The sequence below is a fragment of the Enterococcus bulliens genome (genome assembly GCF_053761865.1).
On sequence record NZ_JBSMXK010000007.1, the window covers coordinates 19,129 to 35,740 of the forward strand.

Genomic DNA, 16,612 nt, shown 5'->3' on the forward strand with positions numbered 1-16,612 from the left:
TTATGAAGACAAAATATAAGTTATGGAGCATCGGTGGAATCGCGATTTTATTCGGTGTGGGTGGTGCAACTTGGTATTACCAAACACATCAAGCACAAGCCAAAGCCAAAGAAGTTGTGATGGAGTTTACCCAAGCCTTGAGCCAACAAAAATTTACAGAACTCAGCCAATATGTGACAACAGATTCAATCAAAACAGCAGGGCTTAAAGAAGATGAGTTGGCGACGAAATATCAAAATATTTACCAAGGAATCGGAGTAACAGCAGTCAAAGTCGATCAGATGAAGACTATGAAACAACAAAAAGGGTGCGAAGTGTCTTACGAACTCACGTTAAGTACGTCATTAGGAAAATATACGGCGACGTATCAAGCGCTGGTTGATAAGGATAAGATAAAATGGACACCAGCTTTGATTTTCCCGGATATGACAAAAGACGATACGGTCTCTTATCAGCCGCTCTCAGCTACAAGAGGGCAAATATTCGATCGAAATCAGCAAGGTCTAGCAATCAATGATACGCTTGATCAAGTCGGAATTATTCCAGGACAGCTAGGAGAACAAAAAGAAAATGCGATCGCACAAATCGCAACTTTATATGGATTGACTAGTGAAGGAATCAACCAAACTTTAGCTCAAAGTTGGGTGACAGGTGATGCTTTCGTACCATTGAAAGTGACAAAAGACGCACCAAATGAAAACCTTCCTGGTGTGGAGATTAGACAAACTACAGGTCGTTATTATCCATTAGGAGAAGCCGCGGCGCAATTGATTGGCTACACAGGAGAAGTAACAGCAGAAGATTTGGAGAAAAATACAAAATTGGAAGCTGGGCAATTAATTGGACGATCAGGACTTGAACAAACACTGGATGATACATTGCGTGGTCAAGACGGTGGTAAGATCGTTTTATTAGATCAAGATCAACAAGAAAAAAAAGTTTTATTAGAAAAACAAGTCACCAATGGTCAAGACGTTACATTGACTTTAGATAGCAATGCACAAAAAATCGCTTTTGAACATTTAGGGGGCAAAAAAGGATCTTCGGTTGCTACGATGCCTAAAACTGGAGATCTACTCGCTTTGGCCAGTTCACCAAGCTATGATCCGAATAAAATGGCCAATGGTATCTCAACAGCAGACTACAATGCATATGCTGAAAATGAAGCCAAACCGTTTATCAGTCGCTTTGCGACACGTTATGCTCCGGGCTCGACTTTTAAAACGATTACGGCTGCTTTAGGAATCGATGCAAAAATGCTTGATCCAGATCAAAAAATTGCGATCCCATCATTGAAATGGCAAAAAGATGACTCATGGGGAGATTATCAAGTGACCCGTGTCCAACAGACCGATGAAGTCAATTTAAAAGATGCTTTGATGTATTCAGATAATATTTACTTTGCACAACAAACATTAAAAATGGGCGAAGCGACATTTAGAGAAGGATTGAATCGCTTTATTTTTGGAGAAACCCTTGATCTACCATTTGAGATGAAAGCCGCACAAATTTCAAATGCCGATCAATTTAATTCAGAGATTTTATTAGCGGATACGGGCTATGGGCAAGGCCAGTTATTGATCAGTCCAGTAGAGCAAGCAACGATGTATTCGGTATTTGCAAACGAAGGAAATTTGGTATATCCACGATTACTACTTGATGCCAAAACAAAAACAAAAGACAATGTCATCAGTCAAGATGCAGTGAAGATCGTCGGTAGTGACTTGCGTGCAGTTGTGACGGAACCCACAGCCTTTGGGTATCGATTAAATGCTTTAGGAATCGATGTCGCAGCTAAAACGGGTACGGCAGAAATCAAACAATCACAAGATGATACCACTGGAACAGAAAATAGTTTCTTATTTGCTTATGATTATGGCAAGCACAACTATTTGACTGTTAGCATGTTTGAAGATAGTGAAGGCGAGTATACGGCGATCAAACAAGCCGATGATCTACTTTCTTATCTTGCACAAACTTATCAATAACACGAATAAAGAATTAAAAAAGAGAAAAAGTGAAATCGAATCTTTTTCTCTTTTTTTAAAAGGGGCCACACAATGGAAATCATGACATTAAAACAATTAAAAACAACGATCGCAGCTTTAGAAGCTTCAGGTGTAGGCGAAGACACACCGATATTTTTAGATACTGGCTGGGATAGCATTCAAGAACTCGATCCTGATGCATTGACTGTAAAACAAGCAAGACCATTCCAAATTCAAGATGTATTGACCAAAGAATACTATGGTGGCTTCGTATTAGAAGAAAAAGCACATACCAAAGAAACGACTGGGGATAAACAAGATGTTCTTGTATTTGACCATAAATATTAAATGGAAGTAGAGGGATAAGAAATGAATAAAAGAAGATGGGTAGCAGTGGGAATATTTGGTGTCGTTGTCGTAGGCTCGATACTAGTCAGTGTGATGGGCTCTTCAGACGATCAAACAGAAAAGAATAAATTAACGACTGTCCAAAGTATTTTATATGGAAGCAATGAGTTAGCTGAAAATCAATTGGAACCCGGCGTTGTCGATAAGCGTATCGTAAAAGTTACGATCGATGGTACAATTGCCGATACAGGTGAGTCGAGTGGATTATTTTCAAGTGAAGGATACAATCATGATTTTGTATTGCAACAGTTACAAGCGATCCAAGAAGACGATTCTATCAAAGCAGTGTTATTAGAGGTTAATTCACCAGGTGGTGGGGTATATGAAAGTGCAGAACTTGCTAGACAGATCCATTTGATTCAAGATAAGAAAAAAGCACTCTATGTATCGATGCAAAGCATGGCTGCTAGTGGCGGATATTATATTTCTGCATCGGCAGATAAAATCTTTGCTACAGATGAAACGATTACTGGTTCGATTGGGGTCATTTCTTCTAGTTTAAATTATGCCGGATTATTAGAAAAATTAGGATTAAAAGAACAAACATACAAAAGCGGGGCATTAAAAGATATGAATGCACCAACAAAAGAGCCAAGTGAAGAAGAAAAAAATGTGATGCAAGACTATATCAATAGCTCATATGAACGATTTGTAGATATTGTAGCAACTGGCCGTAAGTTACCTAAAGAAACCGTATATAAATTAGCAGACGGTCGTATTTACGATGGAAGTCAAGCAGTTAAAAATGGTCTAGTCGATGAGATTGGGTATGAAGATCAAGTATTAACTGCTTTGCGCAAAGATAAAAACTTGAAACATGCACAAGTGTTTGAATATGGAACAAGCAGTACAGGATTTGCCCAAACCTTCTTTGGTGCGAAATTAGCGCAATGGCAAGGGTTGACACAAAGTCCAGAAACTCGTTTGACGAAAGTGATCGAAAGTATTGGAACGCAAAGTGCACCAAAACCAATGTATATGTATGGAGGGGAGTAAGATGAGCGAAAAACAAGAAACGTTTTTTAGTGAATTGGTCGTACAAAGTAAAAAACAACAGTATACACAAACAGAAATCAATGCGATCAAACAACAAAGCCAAGCGACACTTCCTCCAGAGATTGCTGAGGTAAATACTGCATTACCACCTTATTTTTTTAGTGGTGTGTGGATTCGCATGTTTGCATTGCTCCTCGATCTGATTTGTATTGCCGCATTGACTCAAGTGGTGCGTACGATCGTGGGCATGTTTATCACGTTTTCAACACTTGGTACGTTTAGTGTATATGGAATTTGCGGTTTGATCGTTTACTATGGTTACTTTATTTTACTGACTAAATACAATCACGGGCAAACGATCGGTAAAATGATTTTTGGCATCCGGGTCGTCTCTTTGACGAGTTCCACATTGGATTGGCAAACTGTTTTGTTGCGTGAAGGATGTGGACGGTTCTTTTTAAGTATCCCGATCTTGAATCTCTTTTTATACGCACCGATTTTATTTACGAAAAGAAAGCAACAAATCGCCGATCTCTTTTGCGATACCTCTGTGGTGAATCTAAAGATAGTTGCGTCTTTTTTACATCAAACAGATGAATCGAATCAAGTAGAAGCAGCATATAAGGAAGTGAGTCTTTGACCGTGTTATTTCCAGATGAGCACCAACGCTTACAAGCACAAGCTAAGACCGCTTTTTTAAATGAAGAGTATCATGCTTGTTTGTCCGCATTAGCGCAATTAGTACCGGAGTCACTTGCTAAAGAGGAGCAAGAAATGATCGTACACTGTCAAATGGCTTTGGGCGAATATGAAGCTGTCTTGTTGTATTTAAAAGAACACGCCGCCTTACTCACAACACAGAACATGTACACTTGCTACATTCAAGCGCTATGTAAGACATATCGGTTTTTAGATGCATGGTTTGTTAGTTGTGCACTAGGTCAAGATGACTTGCAGCAAACTGTATTGATGATGGAAAATGGCTATCTACAGTTTCATCCAGAACAAGCAACCCAAAAAGCACGCCAATTGTTGGATTTAAAACAAGGAAAACGTCAAGTTAAAGCTTGGCTGGCTTTTTTAGAAGGATTGACAAGTCAACAAGCAAAAACACTATTGCCTGAACTACTGGTTTATCAAGCAGAAACACAAGTCGCGTTAAAAAGTAAAGCAGCCGAACTCTTGGTCAAACTAAATGAGTCACGTGTTTTAGACGTGACCCATCCATTGACAAAACAACAACATGCGATCGATTTTTCTACTTTAACGACGCTAGAAGGAAGCAAGCAGTTACAAGTATTAGATCAAGAAAGTAGACGATTGGCAAATGAACCGCAGACATTAGCGGCAACAGTAGCCGAAATACGTGCACATTGGGCCTATCTTTATCCATTTTTACCAGAAGTTAAAGACGTGACACAATGGATCGATGTCTATGCATTAGATTACAAAGTTAGTCATTTAGCACAGCCAGTGTATCAGGAAATCGCACTAGCAAATATCCAAGAAACAAAAGAAAAGATTCGGCTAAAATTCTCGTTATTTTCTTAAAAAATGGCTGAGAAATAACGGAGTTTGTGTTTAAAATGTTTACAATTGGGCCTGTATAGTGTACTATTTAAAAGTATGCATGAAGCTATTTCATATAACAATAGACAGATATTCGGAGGGAATTACATGACTGCAAAGTTTGAAAAAAAAGGCACAAATGATGGTGTATTGACATTTTCAATTGCAAATGAAGAAATCCAAAAAGGATTGACAACTGCATTTAATCGCGTGAAAGGAAATTTAAACGTACCTGGATTCCGTAAAGGGAAAGTTTCACGTACTGTATTTAACCGTATGTACGGCGAAGAAGCATTGTATGAAGATGCATTGAACGCTGTTTTACCAGCAGCTTATGAAGCAGCTGTTTTAGAAGCTGGAATCGATCCAGTTGCACAACCAAAAATCGATGTGAAAAGCATGGATAAAGGTGAAGCTTGGACGATCGAAGCAGAAGTAACTGTAAAACCTGAAGTAAAATTAGGTGAATACAAAAACTTAACTGTTGAAAAACAAGATACTGAAGTAACAGATGAAGACGTAGACGCACGTGTGAAATCTGCTCAAGAACAACAAGCTGAATTAGCAATCAAAGAAGATGCTGCTGTTGAAGGTGATACAGTTGTGATCGATTTTGAAGGTTTTGTTGGCGAAGAAGCTTTTGAAGGTGGAAAAGGTGAAAACTATTCATTAGAATTAGGTTCTGGTTCATTTATTCCAGGTTTCGAAGAGCAATTAGTTGGCCAAAAAGCTGGTGACTCTCTAGACGTTACAGTAACTTTCCCTGAAGACTACCAAGCAGAAGACTTAGCAGGCAAAGAAGCTGTCTTCAAAGTAACTGTTCATGAAGTAAAAGCAAAAGAACTTCCTGAATTAGATGACGAATTTGCAAAAGACGTTGATGATAGCGTATCTTCATTAGCTGAATTAAAAGAAAAATTCCGTCAAGAATTAACTGAAAGCAAAGCGCAAGCAGCTAAAGATGCTGTTGAAGAAGCCGCAATCCGCCAAGCAGTGGAAAATGCTGAAATCGTTGAATTACCACACGTAATGGTTCACGATGAAGTACACCGTGCAATGGACGAATTCTTAAACAACATGCAACGTCAAGGAATCTCTCCTGAAATGTACTACCAATTAACTGGTTCTACAGAACAAGACTTGCACCAACAATTTGAAGCAGAAGCAGACACTCGCGTGAAAACGAACTTAGTGATCGAAGCGATTGCAAAAGCTGAAGGCTTAGAAGCAACTGAAGAAGAAATCGCTAATGAAATCAAAGAGCTTTCTGAAACATACAACATGCCAGAAGCACAAGTGAAACGCGTATTGACTGAAGATATGCTAAAACACGACGTAACAATGAAAAAAGCTGTTGACTTAGTAACATCTACAGTAGTTGAAGCGTAATTAAATCGATAAAAACTAGCAACTCCATTTGGGGTTGCTAGTTTTTTTACGGTTCTGGCTAGAATTGATGAGCAAAAATATGATGATTTATTATTCAAATATAACGGAAAACTATTCAAACTTTATTCTTTCATTAATTTCCCTAAAAAGCAGATAGCAATAGCTTTTTCTTTCCTGTAGAATATGCTATTATGGAGAAATGAAGTGTATAGATTGCTTTTTACTATTTTACGTAAAAAAGCAGTAAGGGGTGACGAATTTGTACGAAAATACAAATGGAAATGAAACAGTACGTTGCTCTTTTTGTGGCAAAGCCCAAGAAGAAGTAAGAAAATTAGTAGCCGGTCCAGGCGTGTATATCTGTGACGAATGTATTGAATTGTGTAAAGAGATTATCGATGAAGAATTTTCTGAAGATACGATTCACGAGTTACTAGAAGTGCCAAAACCACAAGAGCTATTAAAAACTTTAAATGAGTACGTGATTGGTCAAGACCGTGCCAAACGAGCATTAGCCGTAGCGGTATACAACCACTATAAACGAATCAATGCCAACAATGAAACAGATACAGCAGACGTTGAGCTACAAAAAAGTAACATTTGTTTGATTGGACCAACTGGTTCTGGAAAAACATTTTTAGCACAAACACTTGCTAAAAGCTTGAATGTGCCATTTGCGATCGCAGACGCAACGAGTTTGACAGAAGCTGGATATGTAGGAGAAGATGTTGAAAATATCTTATTAAAACTGTTACAAGCTGCTGACTTTGATGTTGAATATGCACAAAGCGGAATTATTTATATTGACGAAATCGATAAAATTGCACGTAAAAGTGAGAATGTATCGATCACGCGTGACGTTTCTGGTGAAGGTGTGCAACAAGCATTACTGAAAATTTTAGAAGGCACAACAGCGAATGTTCCGCCACAAGGTGGTCGTAAACATCCACATCAAGAAATGATCCAAATCGACACAAGCAACATCTTATTTATTGTAGGTGGTGCGTTTGATGGGATCGAAACAATCGTCAAAAATCGTATGGGTGAAAAAACGATCGGTTTTGGAAGCAATAACCAAAAAGTACCGGACAAAGATAGTGTCATGAAATACATTATCCCGGAAGATTTATTGAAATTTGGTTTGATTCCTGAGTTCATCGGACGTTTACCGGTAATGGCTGCATTAGACAAGTTGACCGTTGATGATTTAGTGCATATCTTAACGGAACCTAAGAATGCTTTAGTCAAACAATATACGAAATTATTAGCTTTAGATGATACAGAGCTAGTGTTTGAAGATGACGCATTACGCGCAATCGCGCAAAAAGCGATCGAACGCAACACTGGAGCGCGCGGATTACGTTCGATTATCGAAGAAATCATGATGGACATCATGTTTGACGTACCTTCAGATGAAGCGATTGCCAAAGTAATCATCACAAAAGCTGCAGCACTTGAAGAAGAAAAACCAGTAATTATTTATACAGAAGAAAAAGCTGGATAGAAAAAGTGGGGGAAATCGCATTTGGATTTCCCCTTTTTTAGGAGGAATACTATGAAAGTACACAATGCCGATATCGTGATCAGTGCCGTATCGCCTGCCCAATATCCGGAGACGGATCTACCAGAGATTGCTTTAGCAGGACGATCTAATGTTGGGAAATCATCTTTTATCAACACATTAGTCGATCGTCGTAACCTAGCTCGAACATCATCAAAACCCGGAAAAACGCAAACATTAAATTTTTTCTTGATTGAAAATGCGCTACATTTTGTAGACGTCCCAGGATATGGCTATGCAAAAGTATCAAAAACAGAGCGAGCAAAATGGGGCAAAATGATCGAGACGTATTTAGCTGAGCGCGAACAACTGAAATCCGTGATTTCATTAGTTGATCTACGTCATGCACCTTCAGTAGAAGATGTTCAGATGTATCAATTTTTGAAATACTATGATATTCCAGTAATCGTAGTCGCTACAAAAGCCGACAAGATTCCACGTAGTAAATGGAATAAACATATTAGTGTGATCAAAAAAGCCTTAGATTTTGATGAACAAGATGAATTCATCTTGTTTTCTTCGGTGACAAAACAAGGAAAAGAAGAAGCCTGGGCTGCAATTGAAGCTGCGATGGTTCGACCATAAAAAAGGAGCGCTCTAATTTGAGTGCTCCTCTTTTTGTTTCTTTTCCTCGTCATCTTCTGGAAGTAAAAAACGGCTGATATCGATAGCTTCTTTTTCTTCTTCAGGAGGTAAAAATGCAAAATCTTCTAGACGTTTATCTAAGGCGTCATCACGTTGAAATTTTAATCCCATGTTGAATTCCTCCATTTCAATTACTTGTAGTGTACCATGAAGTAAAAAAAATAAAAAGCTAGCCGAATGACTCGGCTAGCTTTTTTAGACTTTATTTAGCAACTGGTTTTTTTAATAATCCGAAGATCACACCAGAAACGATTGCTCCGATAAAGATGAATAACAAGTACATTAATGGGTTGCTTACCAATGGAATAACGAAGATTCCACCATGCGGAGCTAGAGATTTAATATCTAAGGCACCAACTAGACCACCAGTTAAAGCAGAACCGATTACGAAACTTGGGATCGCACGTAATGGATCGGCTGCAGCAAATGGAATCGCACCTTCAGTTACAAATGAAAGTCCCATTACGATATTAGTCAAACCAGCATCAACTTGACTTTGGTCAAATTTTTTCTTGAATAAAGTAGTGGCTACAAAAATTGCTAATGGAGGAACCATACCACCGGCCATAACAGCAGCCATAACGACTGAACCACCAGAAGTAACAGATTCTGCTAAACTTAATGTCGCAAACACATAAGCGGCTTTATTGATAGGTCCACCTAAATCGACAGCCATCATACCTGCAACTAAAATTCCAAGTAATACCGCGTTCGCACCACTTAATGATGATAAGAAGTTGTTTAACGCTGTGTTGATCGCACTTACTGGGATATTGATGAAAGTCATTAAGAATCCAGTAATCAATAATCCAAAGAAAGGATAGAACAAGATTGTTTTAATTCCACCAAGTGATTTTGGTAGGCCACTGAAGATTTTTTTCAAGAATAAGATTACGTAACCTGCTAAGAAACCGCCGATCAACGCACCTAGGAAACCAGCACTCTTCGGTTCACCACCAAAGTTGTTAAAGGCATACCCACTACTTGCTAACGCACCAGCTGCAAATCCGACGATCAAACCAGGACGATCGGCAATACTTGCTGCGATATATCCAGCAAACACAGGTAACATAAAGGCAAAAGCTGCACTACCGATTTGGTTGAAGTTTGCGGCCATTGGATGGTATGAACCTAGTTTACTTAATTGATCTTGAGGTACACCCATAAATTGGTCGATCATAAAGGATAGGGCGATCATGATCCCACCAGCGATAACGAATGGTAACATGTGGGATACACCATTCATCAAGTTTTTGTAGATCTCTTGACCGACAGAACCTTTAGACGTTTCTTCTTCTGAACTGCTGCTGTTATTTTCAGCATGATAAACAGGTGCTTTTCCTTCAACAGCTAATGTCAATAATTCTTCTGTCTTACGGATTCCATCACCAACTGGACGATTCAATAATTTTTTACCATCGAAACGGTCCATTTCGACTTTTTTGTCGGCTGCAACGATAACGGCAGTGGCGCGTTCGATATCTTCAGCCGTTAGACGATGTTTGATTCCATCTGAACCATTTGTTTCAACTTTGATATCGATACCCATTTCTTTGGCTTTTTTCTTTAATGAATCTTCAGCCATATAGGTGTGGGCGATTCCAGTTGGACAAGCGGTAACAGCGATCACATAAGGACGATCACTTGCTGTAGGAGCATCTTGTGCTTGAGCCTCAGCTTTTGCTTCAGCTTCTTTTTCTTTTGCTTCTTCTGCTTCAGCCGCTGCAAAAATCGCTTGGACTTGATCAGGTGTTTGAACACCTTTTAAGCTTTCCACAAATTCTGGATTGATCAATTGGCGAGATAAGGCCGCTAATGCTTGTAAATGAGTATCATTGGCACCATCTGGAGCAGCGATCATAAAGAATAAGAAAGTCGGTTGACCGTCTAATGCTTCATAGTCTACACCAGCATTTGATTTCGCAAACAATACAGTTGCTTCTTTTACAGCTGCATTTTTTGAGTGAGGCATAGCGATTCCGTCGCCTAAACCAGTTGATGTTTGGGCTTCACGTGCTAAAATCCCTTCTTTAAAGGTTTCAACGTCACTGATACGGCCAGTGTCGTATAATTTTTGGACCATTTCATCGATAGCACCGCGCTTGTCAGTCGCTTTCAAATCCATGATCATAGCATCTTTTACTAAAAGATCGTTGATTTTCATTTTATTTCCCCCTGTATATTAAGATAGTTTGGTAATGACAACTTCAGGTAACAATTCGTGAATAAAATCTGCGGTAGCAAGATCATCTGAAAATGCTGTTGCACTTCCACAAGCCACGCCCCATTTGAAAGCTTCGATAGGATCTTGATCTTTAGCAAATGCCCCAATGAAACCTGCGATCATTGAATCACCAGCCCCAACTGAGTTTTTCAAAGGACGTTTTAAGACGTTTGATTGGTAGATCCCTTGATCACAAAATAGTAAAGCACCATCGCCAGCCATTGAGATCAAGACATTTTTAGCTCCAGTTTCACGTAATTTTTCAGCATAGGGAAAGATATCTTCCATTTTTTCAAATTTCGTGTGGTACATTTCAGCTAATTCATGATTATTTGGTTTTACCAATAATGGTTGAGAAGAAAGTGAGTTCAATAGATCTTCACCAGTTGTGTCGATAACAAATTCAGCACCTTTTTCTTTGATCAATGTGATCAGTTCTTGGTAAAAGTTGGCGCGTAAGCTTTTTGGTGTACTACCAGCTAACACGACGATATCGCCAACAGTTACTTGAGCTAAAGCTTCTTTTAACGCCGTGATTTCATCATCTGATAACACGGGGCCAACCCCATTGATTTCAGTTTCTTCACCAGCTTTTAATTTGATATTGATACGCGTATCGTCTTGAACGCTTGTAAATGCGCAATTGATTCCTTCTTGTGTTAACCAGTCACTGATAAATGTGCCAGTGAATCCACCAAGAAAGCCTAACGCAACAGAATCAGTACCGACGCGTTTTAAAATACGTGAGACATTGATTCCTTTTCCACCAGGGAGTTTAAAATCAGTTGCCATACGGTTTACCGCGCCCATTTCCAATTGATCGACATGCACGATGTAATCGATGGAAGGGTTTAATGTCATTGTATAAATCATATTATGACCTCCTTTATAGTTGTATGTAGGGATAATCGTTTACGAATATCAGAAGGACAGTGATCAGTAATAATTTCAGCAGCATGTACGGGTGCAACTTGAACAAAATTGATCGTTTGAAATTTTGTCGCGTCCGCTAGAATAAACGGTCGTGCGCTGTTTTTTAGACCAATTCGTTTGAGATGAGCTTCTTCGATGTCTGGTGTCGTAAATCCTGCATGTAGATCAATCCCGTTGATTCCAATAAACGCTTGGTCAAAACGATATTGTTGCAGTTGTTCACTTGTCGTGACACCGGTAGAGGCTTGTGTAGAAAGTTTGACATTGCCACCTAAAATGATTGTTTCGATTTGATAGTCACTCAGCTGGGCTGCGTGTTTTACCGAATTCGTCACGACTTTTAGTTGGACGTCAGTTGGTAAAAAGGTAATCATCTGGAAAGTAGTTGTTCCAGCATCTAAATAAATAATTTCATTTGGCTGAATGAGTGAGGCCGCATATTTGGCGATAGCAATCTTGCCTTCGACATTGACTTGGCTTTTTTCATTCATATTTGCTTCAACGTTCAAAGTGTTGACTTTTTTTGCGCCTCCGTGGACACGCAATAGTAGACCGTGGTCTTCCATAAACTGTAAATCTCGTCGAATCGTAGACTCGGAAACGTTCAATGAATCAGTCAATTCAGTAAGCGTCACCATCTCATATTCTTTTAATAAAGAAAGGATTCGTTGTCGCCGTAGTTCTGTAAGCATTTACAATCACCCCATCACGCAGTATATTAGCATAGAATTTCGTATTAATCAATCAAAAACAGTCAAAAACAGTAATAAACAATCAAAAAAACCCTTTCTTTATGAAAGGATTTTGGGCGAAATTTCATATTATTCTAATCTGCATAAATTTACCTAAAAATCAAAACGCTTCCTATATAATGTAAAGCGTTTTAACTAGAGTGTTTTACTGTCTATCTGATAGATGAAATTAAGAGAAATATGAAAGTCCGTTTGTGGTGAACTAGTCAAAAATGAGTCATCCATTGTATAAATGGTAAAGTAAGGAACAAAAGAGAAGTTACTTATGGAAAGCTGGACATTAGTATGGGAAGAAAGAATAGGGGATGATGTTTACAGAAGTTGGGGGGGGGGCTGATTATTGAATAGACAAAAAACATTTCGAATATTGGGAAGAGTGTACTGATAAATCGTTTAAAAAACTAGATATCAAGACTTAGATCGTAATGATACCAAGGAATATCAAAAGAACATAAATCACATTTTACTAAGTAAACATATATTTCAGATAGACTTCTTGAATTACCGGTGCAAAGGCTTATTTGCTAACCCGCTGTGCTGGATAAATGTATTTTTAAATCAAAGTTTTTGTTTTCTAATTCAATTGTATATGTTAATAACTAACTATTTTTACTTGTTGAAAAAATCATTTCCTCATAAATAAACTTAATCTATTTTTGTCTCTACGAAAAGTTGTCTAGGATTTGATACTAACACCAATAGTTTATTAAAGGTGTTGTTCACTATGAAATACAGAAAAGTCAACAGCTACAAAATATTCAAAAAAATTATAAGAATAAAATTAAAGACTGCTTAACACCAAAAATGAAAGCATAAACGACAGAATAGATTTTTTCAACTTTAAAAACCTCTAAATTTTTGGGTCACTATAAATAGATAGGTACTTTTTATTAGTCACTTGTCATTCAAATTGTGATTCAACTAGATTTCGGAAATTTCACAAGCACTTTCTTTGTATTTTTCACTGTTTTTGTATAAGGTCATCCTTGGTGATTAATTTCACTGATTAAAGGAAGAGAGGAAATATTTTTTTATGGCACTAAACAAGAAGTTTACGAGAGCAAAGCTCTTAGTTATCATTATTACAACTGTATTCTCATTTTCAAGCATGTCGGATGCATTTTTTTTAAAATCTTATTCGGCAATTCCTTGGTTTATTTTATGTGCAGTTGTATATTTTTTTCCTTATTGCATTATATTATCTGATTTAACAAGTGTTTATCAAAATGAAAAGGGTGGGGTATATTCTTGGTTAAAGGAAACTAATACTGAAAAAGTTGCATTTATTGCCACTTTTCTATGGTATGGAAGCTATTTTACTTGGATGATTAGTCTAGTTATGAAGACATGGATTCCATTATCTATATTGATTTTTGGTAAGGATTTGACGAGCTCTAAGCAGCATTTATTGAATTTTTCAGCGATTCAATGGGTGGGAATTTTATCTATTTTATTAATTATTGGTATGACGCTTGCCACCTTTCGGGGATTTCGTAATATTTCATTCTTTTCTGTAATGAGTGGTCGTTTTATGCTATTTTTAGTTTCTGTAATGTTTGTTGGTAGTTTGTTGTTGTTCATTGGTCATCATGGTAAATTAGCTGAACCCTTCCATGTGAATGATTTATTTAAATCACAAGGTCAGTTTCAAACACCAATCGAAAATTTATCCTTTTTATTATTTGGAATCACCGCATTCGGTGGGTTGGATACAGTTTCTAGCTTAGTAAATAATACAGGTGAACTAAAACGTAATTTTGGGAAATACTTATTAGTCAGCGGAATTGTTATTCTAAGTCTATATATTTTGGGGATTGTCTTTTGGGGTGCAGGGATCAATGTACAAGAATTTATTCATGGTCCGTATCATTTAGGAAACTTAATGTATGGTTTGATGGGACAATTAAGTTTGAACATTGCTAATCTTTTGGGTTTGAGTACTTCAGCTGCAGCTTTATTATCGATCGTCTTTATGCGCTTAACCGCATTGACTTTATTCACAGCATATATTAGTTTATTATCCATTCTATTTTTTGTACCTATTCGTTCTTTGTTAGAGTCAATTAGGGGAATGAAAGGGGACGACACAACGGAAGAAAGCCAAAAAGTACAATTGAAAAAGGCGTTAGGGTTACAAGCTCTTTTTATTGCTTTGTTTGTGTTTATATTATCGTTTCAAAATCAATGGGCTGCGACCTTATATAATAAATTAACGATTATGACGAATATTTCACGCTCGATTCCTTATTTATTAGTTGCGTTGTCTTATCCAAAATTCAAACAGTTGTATCCAACACATCCATATTTGTCATTTGTAAATAATAAAAAAGTGACGTATCTTTTAAGCGGACTTGTAGCTTTGGCCGTTTTTTTAGGTATAATTTTTTCGGTTTATCAAAAAATTTCAGTCAAACAATTTGTCGATGCATCGTGGTTAGTCAGTGGCCCGCTGTTATTTGCAATTGTAGGGTACATTTTCTATAAAATGATTGTGAAAAATCCAAATAAAATAGCATAGAGGGTATGAAGTGATGACAACAGTTTATCGAATGGGTACACGTAAAAGTAAGCTCGCGCAAATTCAAGCAGATCAAGTGGCTAAATACATTTACTCGCATTTTCCCGATATTAAAATTGAAAAAGTACTAATCACCACAGAGGGTGATCGTAATCAAAAAGACAGCTTACTAAAAATTGGTGGTCAAGGTGTTTTTGTGAACGAAATTAGGCATCGTTTACTGGACAGGTCAATTGATTTTTGTGTCCATAGTGCCAAAGACTTGCCATCAGAGTTACCAAGTCAATTAACCCATGCTGCTTATCTACCACGTGAGGATGTTCGAGATGTTTTGGTTACCGCAGATACGATTGAAACCATCGATCAATTGCCTAATCAAGCAAAAATTGGTACCAGTAGTAAGCGGCGTCTATTTGAATGGAAAAGTGTGTATCCACAGTTTTACTACGAATCTATTCGAGGAAATGTGGATACCCGATTAAATAAGGTTGTGACCAAAGAATATGACGCCACCATTCTAGCTATGGCTGGTTTGAATCGTTTAGAGGTATCTTTAAGAGATTTAGGATTAAAAGCACATGTCGTAGAAGCTCAAAAACCATTCATTCCGGCAGTTGGACAAGGTGTAATTGCTGTGGAATGTTTGCGCACGAACCAGCCTTTGATTGATTGTTTGTCAAAAATTGATGATTCGATAACGCGCATGGCTATAACACAAGAACGAGAATATTTAGCAGAATTCGGTGCCGGATGTAATGTACCTATAGGGGCCTATGCTGAGATTGTGAATCAGCAACTTAAGTTTCAATCGATTGTTTTCAATGAGCAAAGTGGCACAGTAAACTACCACAATGAGTCGTTCGACTTGTCACCATCAATTGGCAAAAAAATCGCCAGAAAACAAAAGGAATGGTTAGAAAATGATAAATGATTCTTGCTTATTATTATTACGAGCGCAAGCAGATAATCAAAAGGATCGTCAGCAACGATTTGAAAACTATCGTGGAAAGATTGTAGAGTGCCCATTGGTCAAAATTTCAGTCGATTTTACTTGGTCTGAACAAAGAATGCTTGAGCTTGAGCGAGCAAATACGCTGTTCTTTACTAGTAAATACGGAGTGAAAATATTTTTTCACTTATGCTTTAAACAAAAAATTTCGCATCAAATGTTAGCAAACTATCGCTATGTTTGCATTGGTGAGCAAACAAAAAAAGCTATTTTAGAAGTTCTCACACCTGTTCAGGGAGTTTTCGTGTCAAAAAATTTGTCAGCAATTAAAATGGAAGAGGAATGGTTAGGTAAGTCGTCAAAAGTTATTCTAGGAGAATGGCTATGGATAAGCGGAAATTTGTCAGCTGATTTAAGGTATCTAGACACCTTTATTCAATGGCGTATTTATCAAAATCAAGCTGTCTCTGGCTATGAACAATTATTGATGAGTTGCTTGAAGCAACATAATATTACGGATGTATTTGTGAGCAGCCCCTCAATTTTCGAACGTTTTTATGAGATTGCTAATGAATGCCTTCAGATTGAGTCGCTTCGTTTCTTTGTTCTAGGTGAAACGACAACCAAGGCGATTCAACAAAAAAATCCAAAAATAAAAAAGATTCAGGAGATTAAGTGAA

General features: G+C 37.6%; 15 protein-coding genes. 11 read left to right on the plus strand and 4 right to left on the minus strand.

Annotated features, from left to right (window positions below; translation table 11 throughout):
• Positions 1-2: 2 nt before the first annotated feature.
• The 8 genes from pbp4 (at position 3) to yihA (ending at position 8,496) form a co-directional block, all read left to right on the plus strand.
• On the plus strand, positions 3-1,988 hold the full coding sequence (pbp4, locus tag ACWOEC_RS05030) for a penicillin-binding protein PBP4(5) (protein WP_455306467.1): 1,986 nt from the start codon (positions 3-5) through the stop codon (positions 1,986-1,988).
• A 72-nt stretch (positions 1,989-2,060) separates the two neighbouring features.
• Positions 2,061-2,336 carry a hypothetical protein gene (locus ACWOEC_RS05035; protein ID WP_297077293.1) on the plus strand — a complete coding sequence of 92 codons (276 nt, stop codon included), beginning with the start codon at positions 2,061-2,063 and terminating at the stop codon, positions 2,334-2,336.
• Between the two features lie 21 nt (positions 2,337-2,357).
• On the plus strand, positions 2,358-3,392 hold the full coding sequence (sppA, locus tag ACWOEC_RS05040; protein WP_455306470.1) for a signal peptide peptidase SppA: 1,035 nt from the start codon (positions 2,358-2,360) through the stop codon (positions 3,390-3,392).
• Position 3,393: 1 nt separating this feature from the next.
• Complete coding sequence (locus ACWOEC_RS05045; RefSeq protein ID WP_455306471.1) at positions 3,394-4,032, plus strand: RDD family protein; 639 nt, start codon at positions 3,394-3,396, stop codon at positions 4,030-4,032.
• 2 nt (positions 4,033-4,034) lie between these two features.
• Positions 4,035-4,943 (plus strand): hypothetical protein, encoded by a 909-nt coding sequence (locus ACWOEC_RS05050; protein ID WP_455306598.1) that lies wholly within the window; start codon positions 4,035-4,037, stop codon positions 4,941-4,943.
• 126 nt (positions 4,944-5,069) lie between these two features.
• Complete coding sequence (tig, locus tag ACWOEC_RS05055) at positions 5,070-6,350, plus strand: trigger factor (protein ID WP_297075927.1); 1,281 nt, start codon at positions 5,070-5,072, stop codon at positions 6,348-6,350.
• Positions 6,351-6,609: 259 nt separating this feature from the next.
• Entirely contained in the window at positions 6,610-7,854 is a 1,245-nt protein-coding gene (gene clpX, locus ACWOEC_RS05060) for an ATP-dependent Clp protease ATP-binding subunit ClpX (RefSeq protein ID WP_297075930.1), read from the plus strand.
• A gap of 51 nt (positions 7,855-7,905) precedes the next feature.
• Positions 7,906-8,496: a ribosome biogenesis GTP-binding protein YihA/YsxC gene (gene yihA, locus ACWOEC_RS05065; RefSeq protein ID WP_297075933.1), complete on the plus strand. Its 591-nt coding sequence runs from the start codon at positions 7,906-7,908 to the stop codon at positions 8,494-8,496.
• 12 nt (positions 8,497-8,508) lie between these two features.
• Here the strand turns inward: yihA and ACWOEC_RS05070 are convergent, their stop codons facing one another.
• From ACWOEC_RS05070 to ACWOEC_RS05085, 4 genes are all read right to left on the minus strand, one after another.
• On the minus strand, positions 8,509-8,667 hold the full coding sequence (locus ACWOEC_RS05070) for an SPJ_0845 family protein (RefSeq protein WP_455306474.1): 159 nt from the start codon (positions 8,665-8,667) through the stop codon (positions 8,509-8,511).
• Positions 8,668-8,758: 91 nt separating this feature from the next.
• Positions 8,759-10,720 carry a PTS fructose transporter subunit IIABC gene (locus ACWOEC_RS05075; RefSeq protein ID WP_455306476.1) on the minus strand — a complete coding sequence of 654 codons (1,962 nt, stop codon included), beginning with the start codon at positions 10,718-10,720 and terminating at the stop codon, positions 8,759-8,761.
• A gap of 18 nt (positions 10,721-10,738) precedes the next feature.
• Positions 10,739-11,653 (minus strand): 1-phosphofructokinase, encoded by a 915-nt coding sequence (gene pfkB, locus ACWOEC_RS05080; RefSeq protein WP_455306478.1) that lies wholly within the window; start codon positions 11,651-11,653, stop codon positions 10,739-10,741.
• The gene (locus tag ACWOEC_RS05085; RefSeq protein ID WP_455306480.1) at positions 11,650-12,405 is read right to left on the minus strand and encodes a DeoR/GlpR family DNA-binding transcription regulator; all 756 of its coding nucleotides are present in this window, start codon (positions 12,403-12,405) and stop codon (positions 11,650-11,652) included. The genes pfkB and ACWOEC_RS05085 overlap by 4 nt, the downstream gene beginning before the upstream one ends.
• A 1,093-nt stretch (positions 12,406-13,498) precedes the next feature.
• Between ACWOEC_RS05085 and ACWOEC_RS05090 the strand changes: the two genes are divergently transcribed.
• The 3 genes from ACWOEC_RS05090 to ACWOEC_RS05100 are packed head-to-tail and all read left to right on the plus strand — an operon-like array spanning position 13,499 to position 16,611.
• Positions 13,499-14,983, plus strand: coding sequence for an amino acid permease (locus ACWOEC_RS05090; protein ID WP_455306482.1), 1,485 nt, complete (start codon positions 13,499-13,501; stop codon positions 14,981-14,983).
• Between the two features lie 13 nt (positions 14,984-14,996).
• Positions 14,997-15,914 carry a hydroxymethylbilane synthase gene (gene hemC, locus ACWOEC_RS05095; RefSeq protein WP_455306484.1) on the plus strand — a complete coding sequence of 306 codons (918 nt, stop codon included), beginning with the start codon at positions 14,997-14,999 and terminating at the stop codon, positions 15,912-15,914.
• Entirely contained in the window at positions 15,904-16,611 is a 708-nt protein-coding gene (locus ACWOEC_RS05100; protein ID WP_455306486.1) for a uroporphyrinogen-III synthase, read from the plus strand. Before hemC ends, ACWOEC_RS05100 begins: the two co-directional genes overlap by 11 nt.
• Position 16,612: the final 1 nt, after the last annotated feature.

Excerpts from the sequence above, each read along its gene's own strand:
- pbp4 (WP_455306467.1), top strand. The coding sequence starts at position 3 with ATGAAGACAAAATATAAGTTATGGAGCATCGGTGGAATCGCGATTTTA.
- ACWOEC_RS05090 (WP_455306482.1), top strand. The coding sequence starts at position 13,499 with ATGGCACTAAACAAGAAGTTTACGAGAGCAAAGCTCTTAGTTATCATT.
- pfkB (WP_455306478.1), bottom strand. The coding sequence starts at position 11,653 with ATGATTTATACAATGACATTAAACCCTTCCATCGATTACATCGTGCAT.
- sppA (WP_455306470.1), top strand. The coding sequence starts at position 2,358 with ATGAATAAAAGAAGATGGGTAGCAGTGGGAATATTTGGTGTCGTTGTC.
- ACWOEC_RS05045 (WP_455306471.1), top strand. The coding sequence starts at position 3,394 with ATGAGCGAAAAACAAGAAACGTTTTTTAGTGAATTGGTCGTACAAAGT.
- ACWOEC_RS05085 (WP_455306480.1), bottom strand. The coding sequence starts at position 12,405 with ATGCTTACAGAACTACGGCGACAACGAATCCTTTCTTTATTAAAAGAA.
- ACWOEC_RS05035 (WP_297077293.1), top strand. The coding sequence starts at position 2,061 with ATGGAAATCATGACATTAAAACAATTAAAAACAACGATCGCAGCTTTA.
- tig (WP_297075927.1), top strand. The coding sequence starts at position 5,070 with ATGACTGCAAAGTTTGAAAAAAAAGGCACAAATGATGGTGTATTGACA.
- ACWOEC_RS05075 (WP_455306476.1), bottom strand. The coding sequence starts at position 10,720 with ATGAAAATCAACGATCTTTTAGTAAAAGATGCTATGATCATGGATTTG.
- hemC (WP_455306484.1), top strand. The coding sequence starts at position 14,997 with ATGACAACAGTTTATCGAATGGGTACACGTAAAAGTAAGCTCGCGCAA.
- ACWOEC_RS05070 (WP_455306474.1), bottom strand. The coding sequence starts at position 8,667 with ATGGGATTAAAATTTCAACGTGATGACGCCTTAGATAAACGTCTAGAA.
- yihA (WP_297075933.1), top strand. The coding sequence starts at position 7,906 with ATGAAAGTACACAATGCCGATATCGTGATCAGTGCCGTATCGCCTGCC.
- ACWOEC_RS05100 (WP_455306486.1), top strand. The coding sequence starts at position 15,904 with ATGATAAATGATTCTTGCTTATTATTATTACGAGCGCAAGCAGATAAT.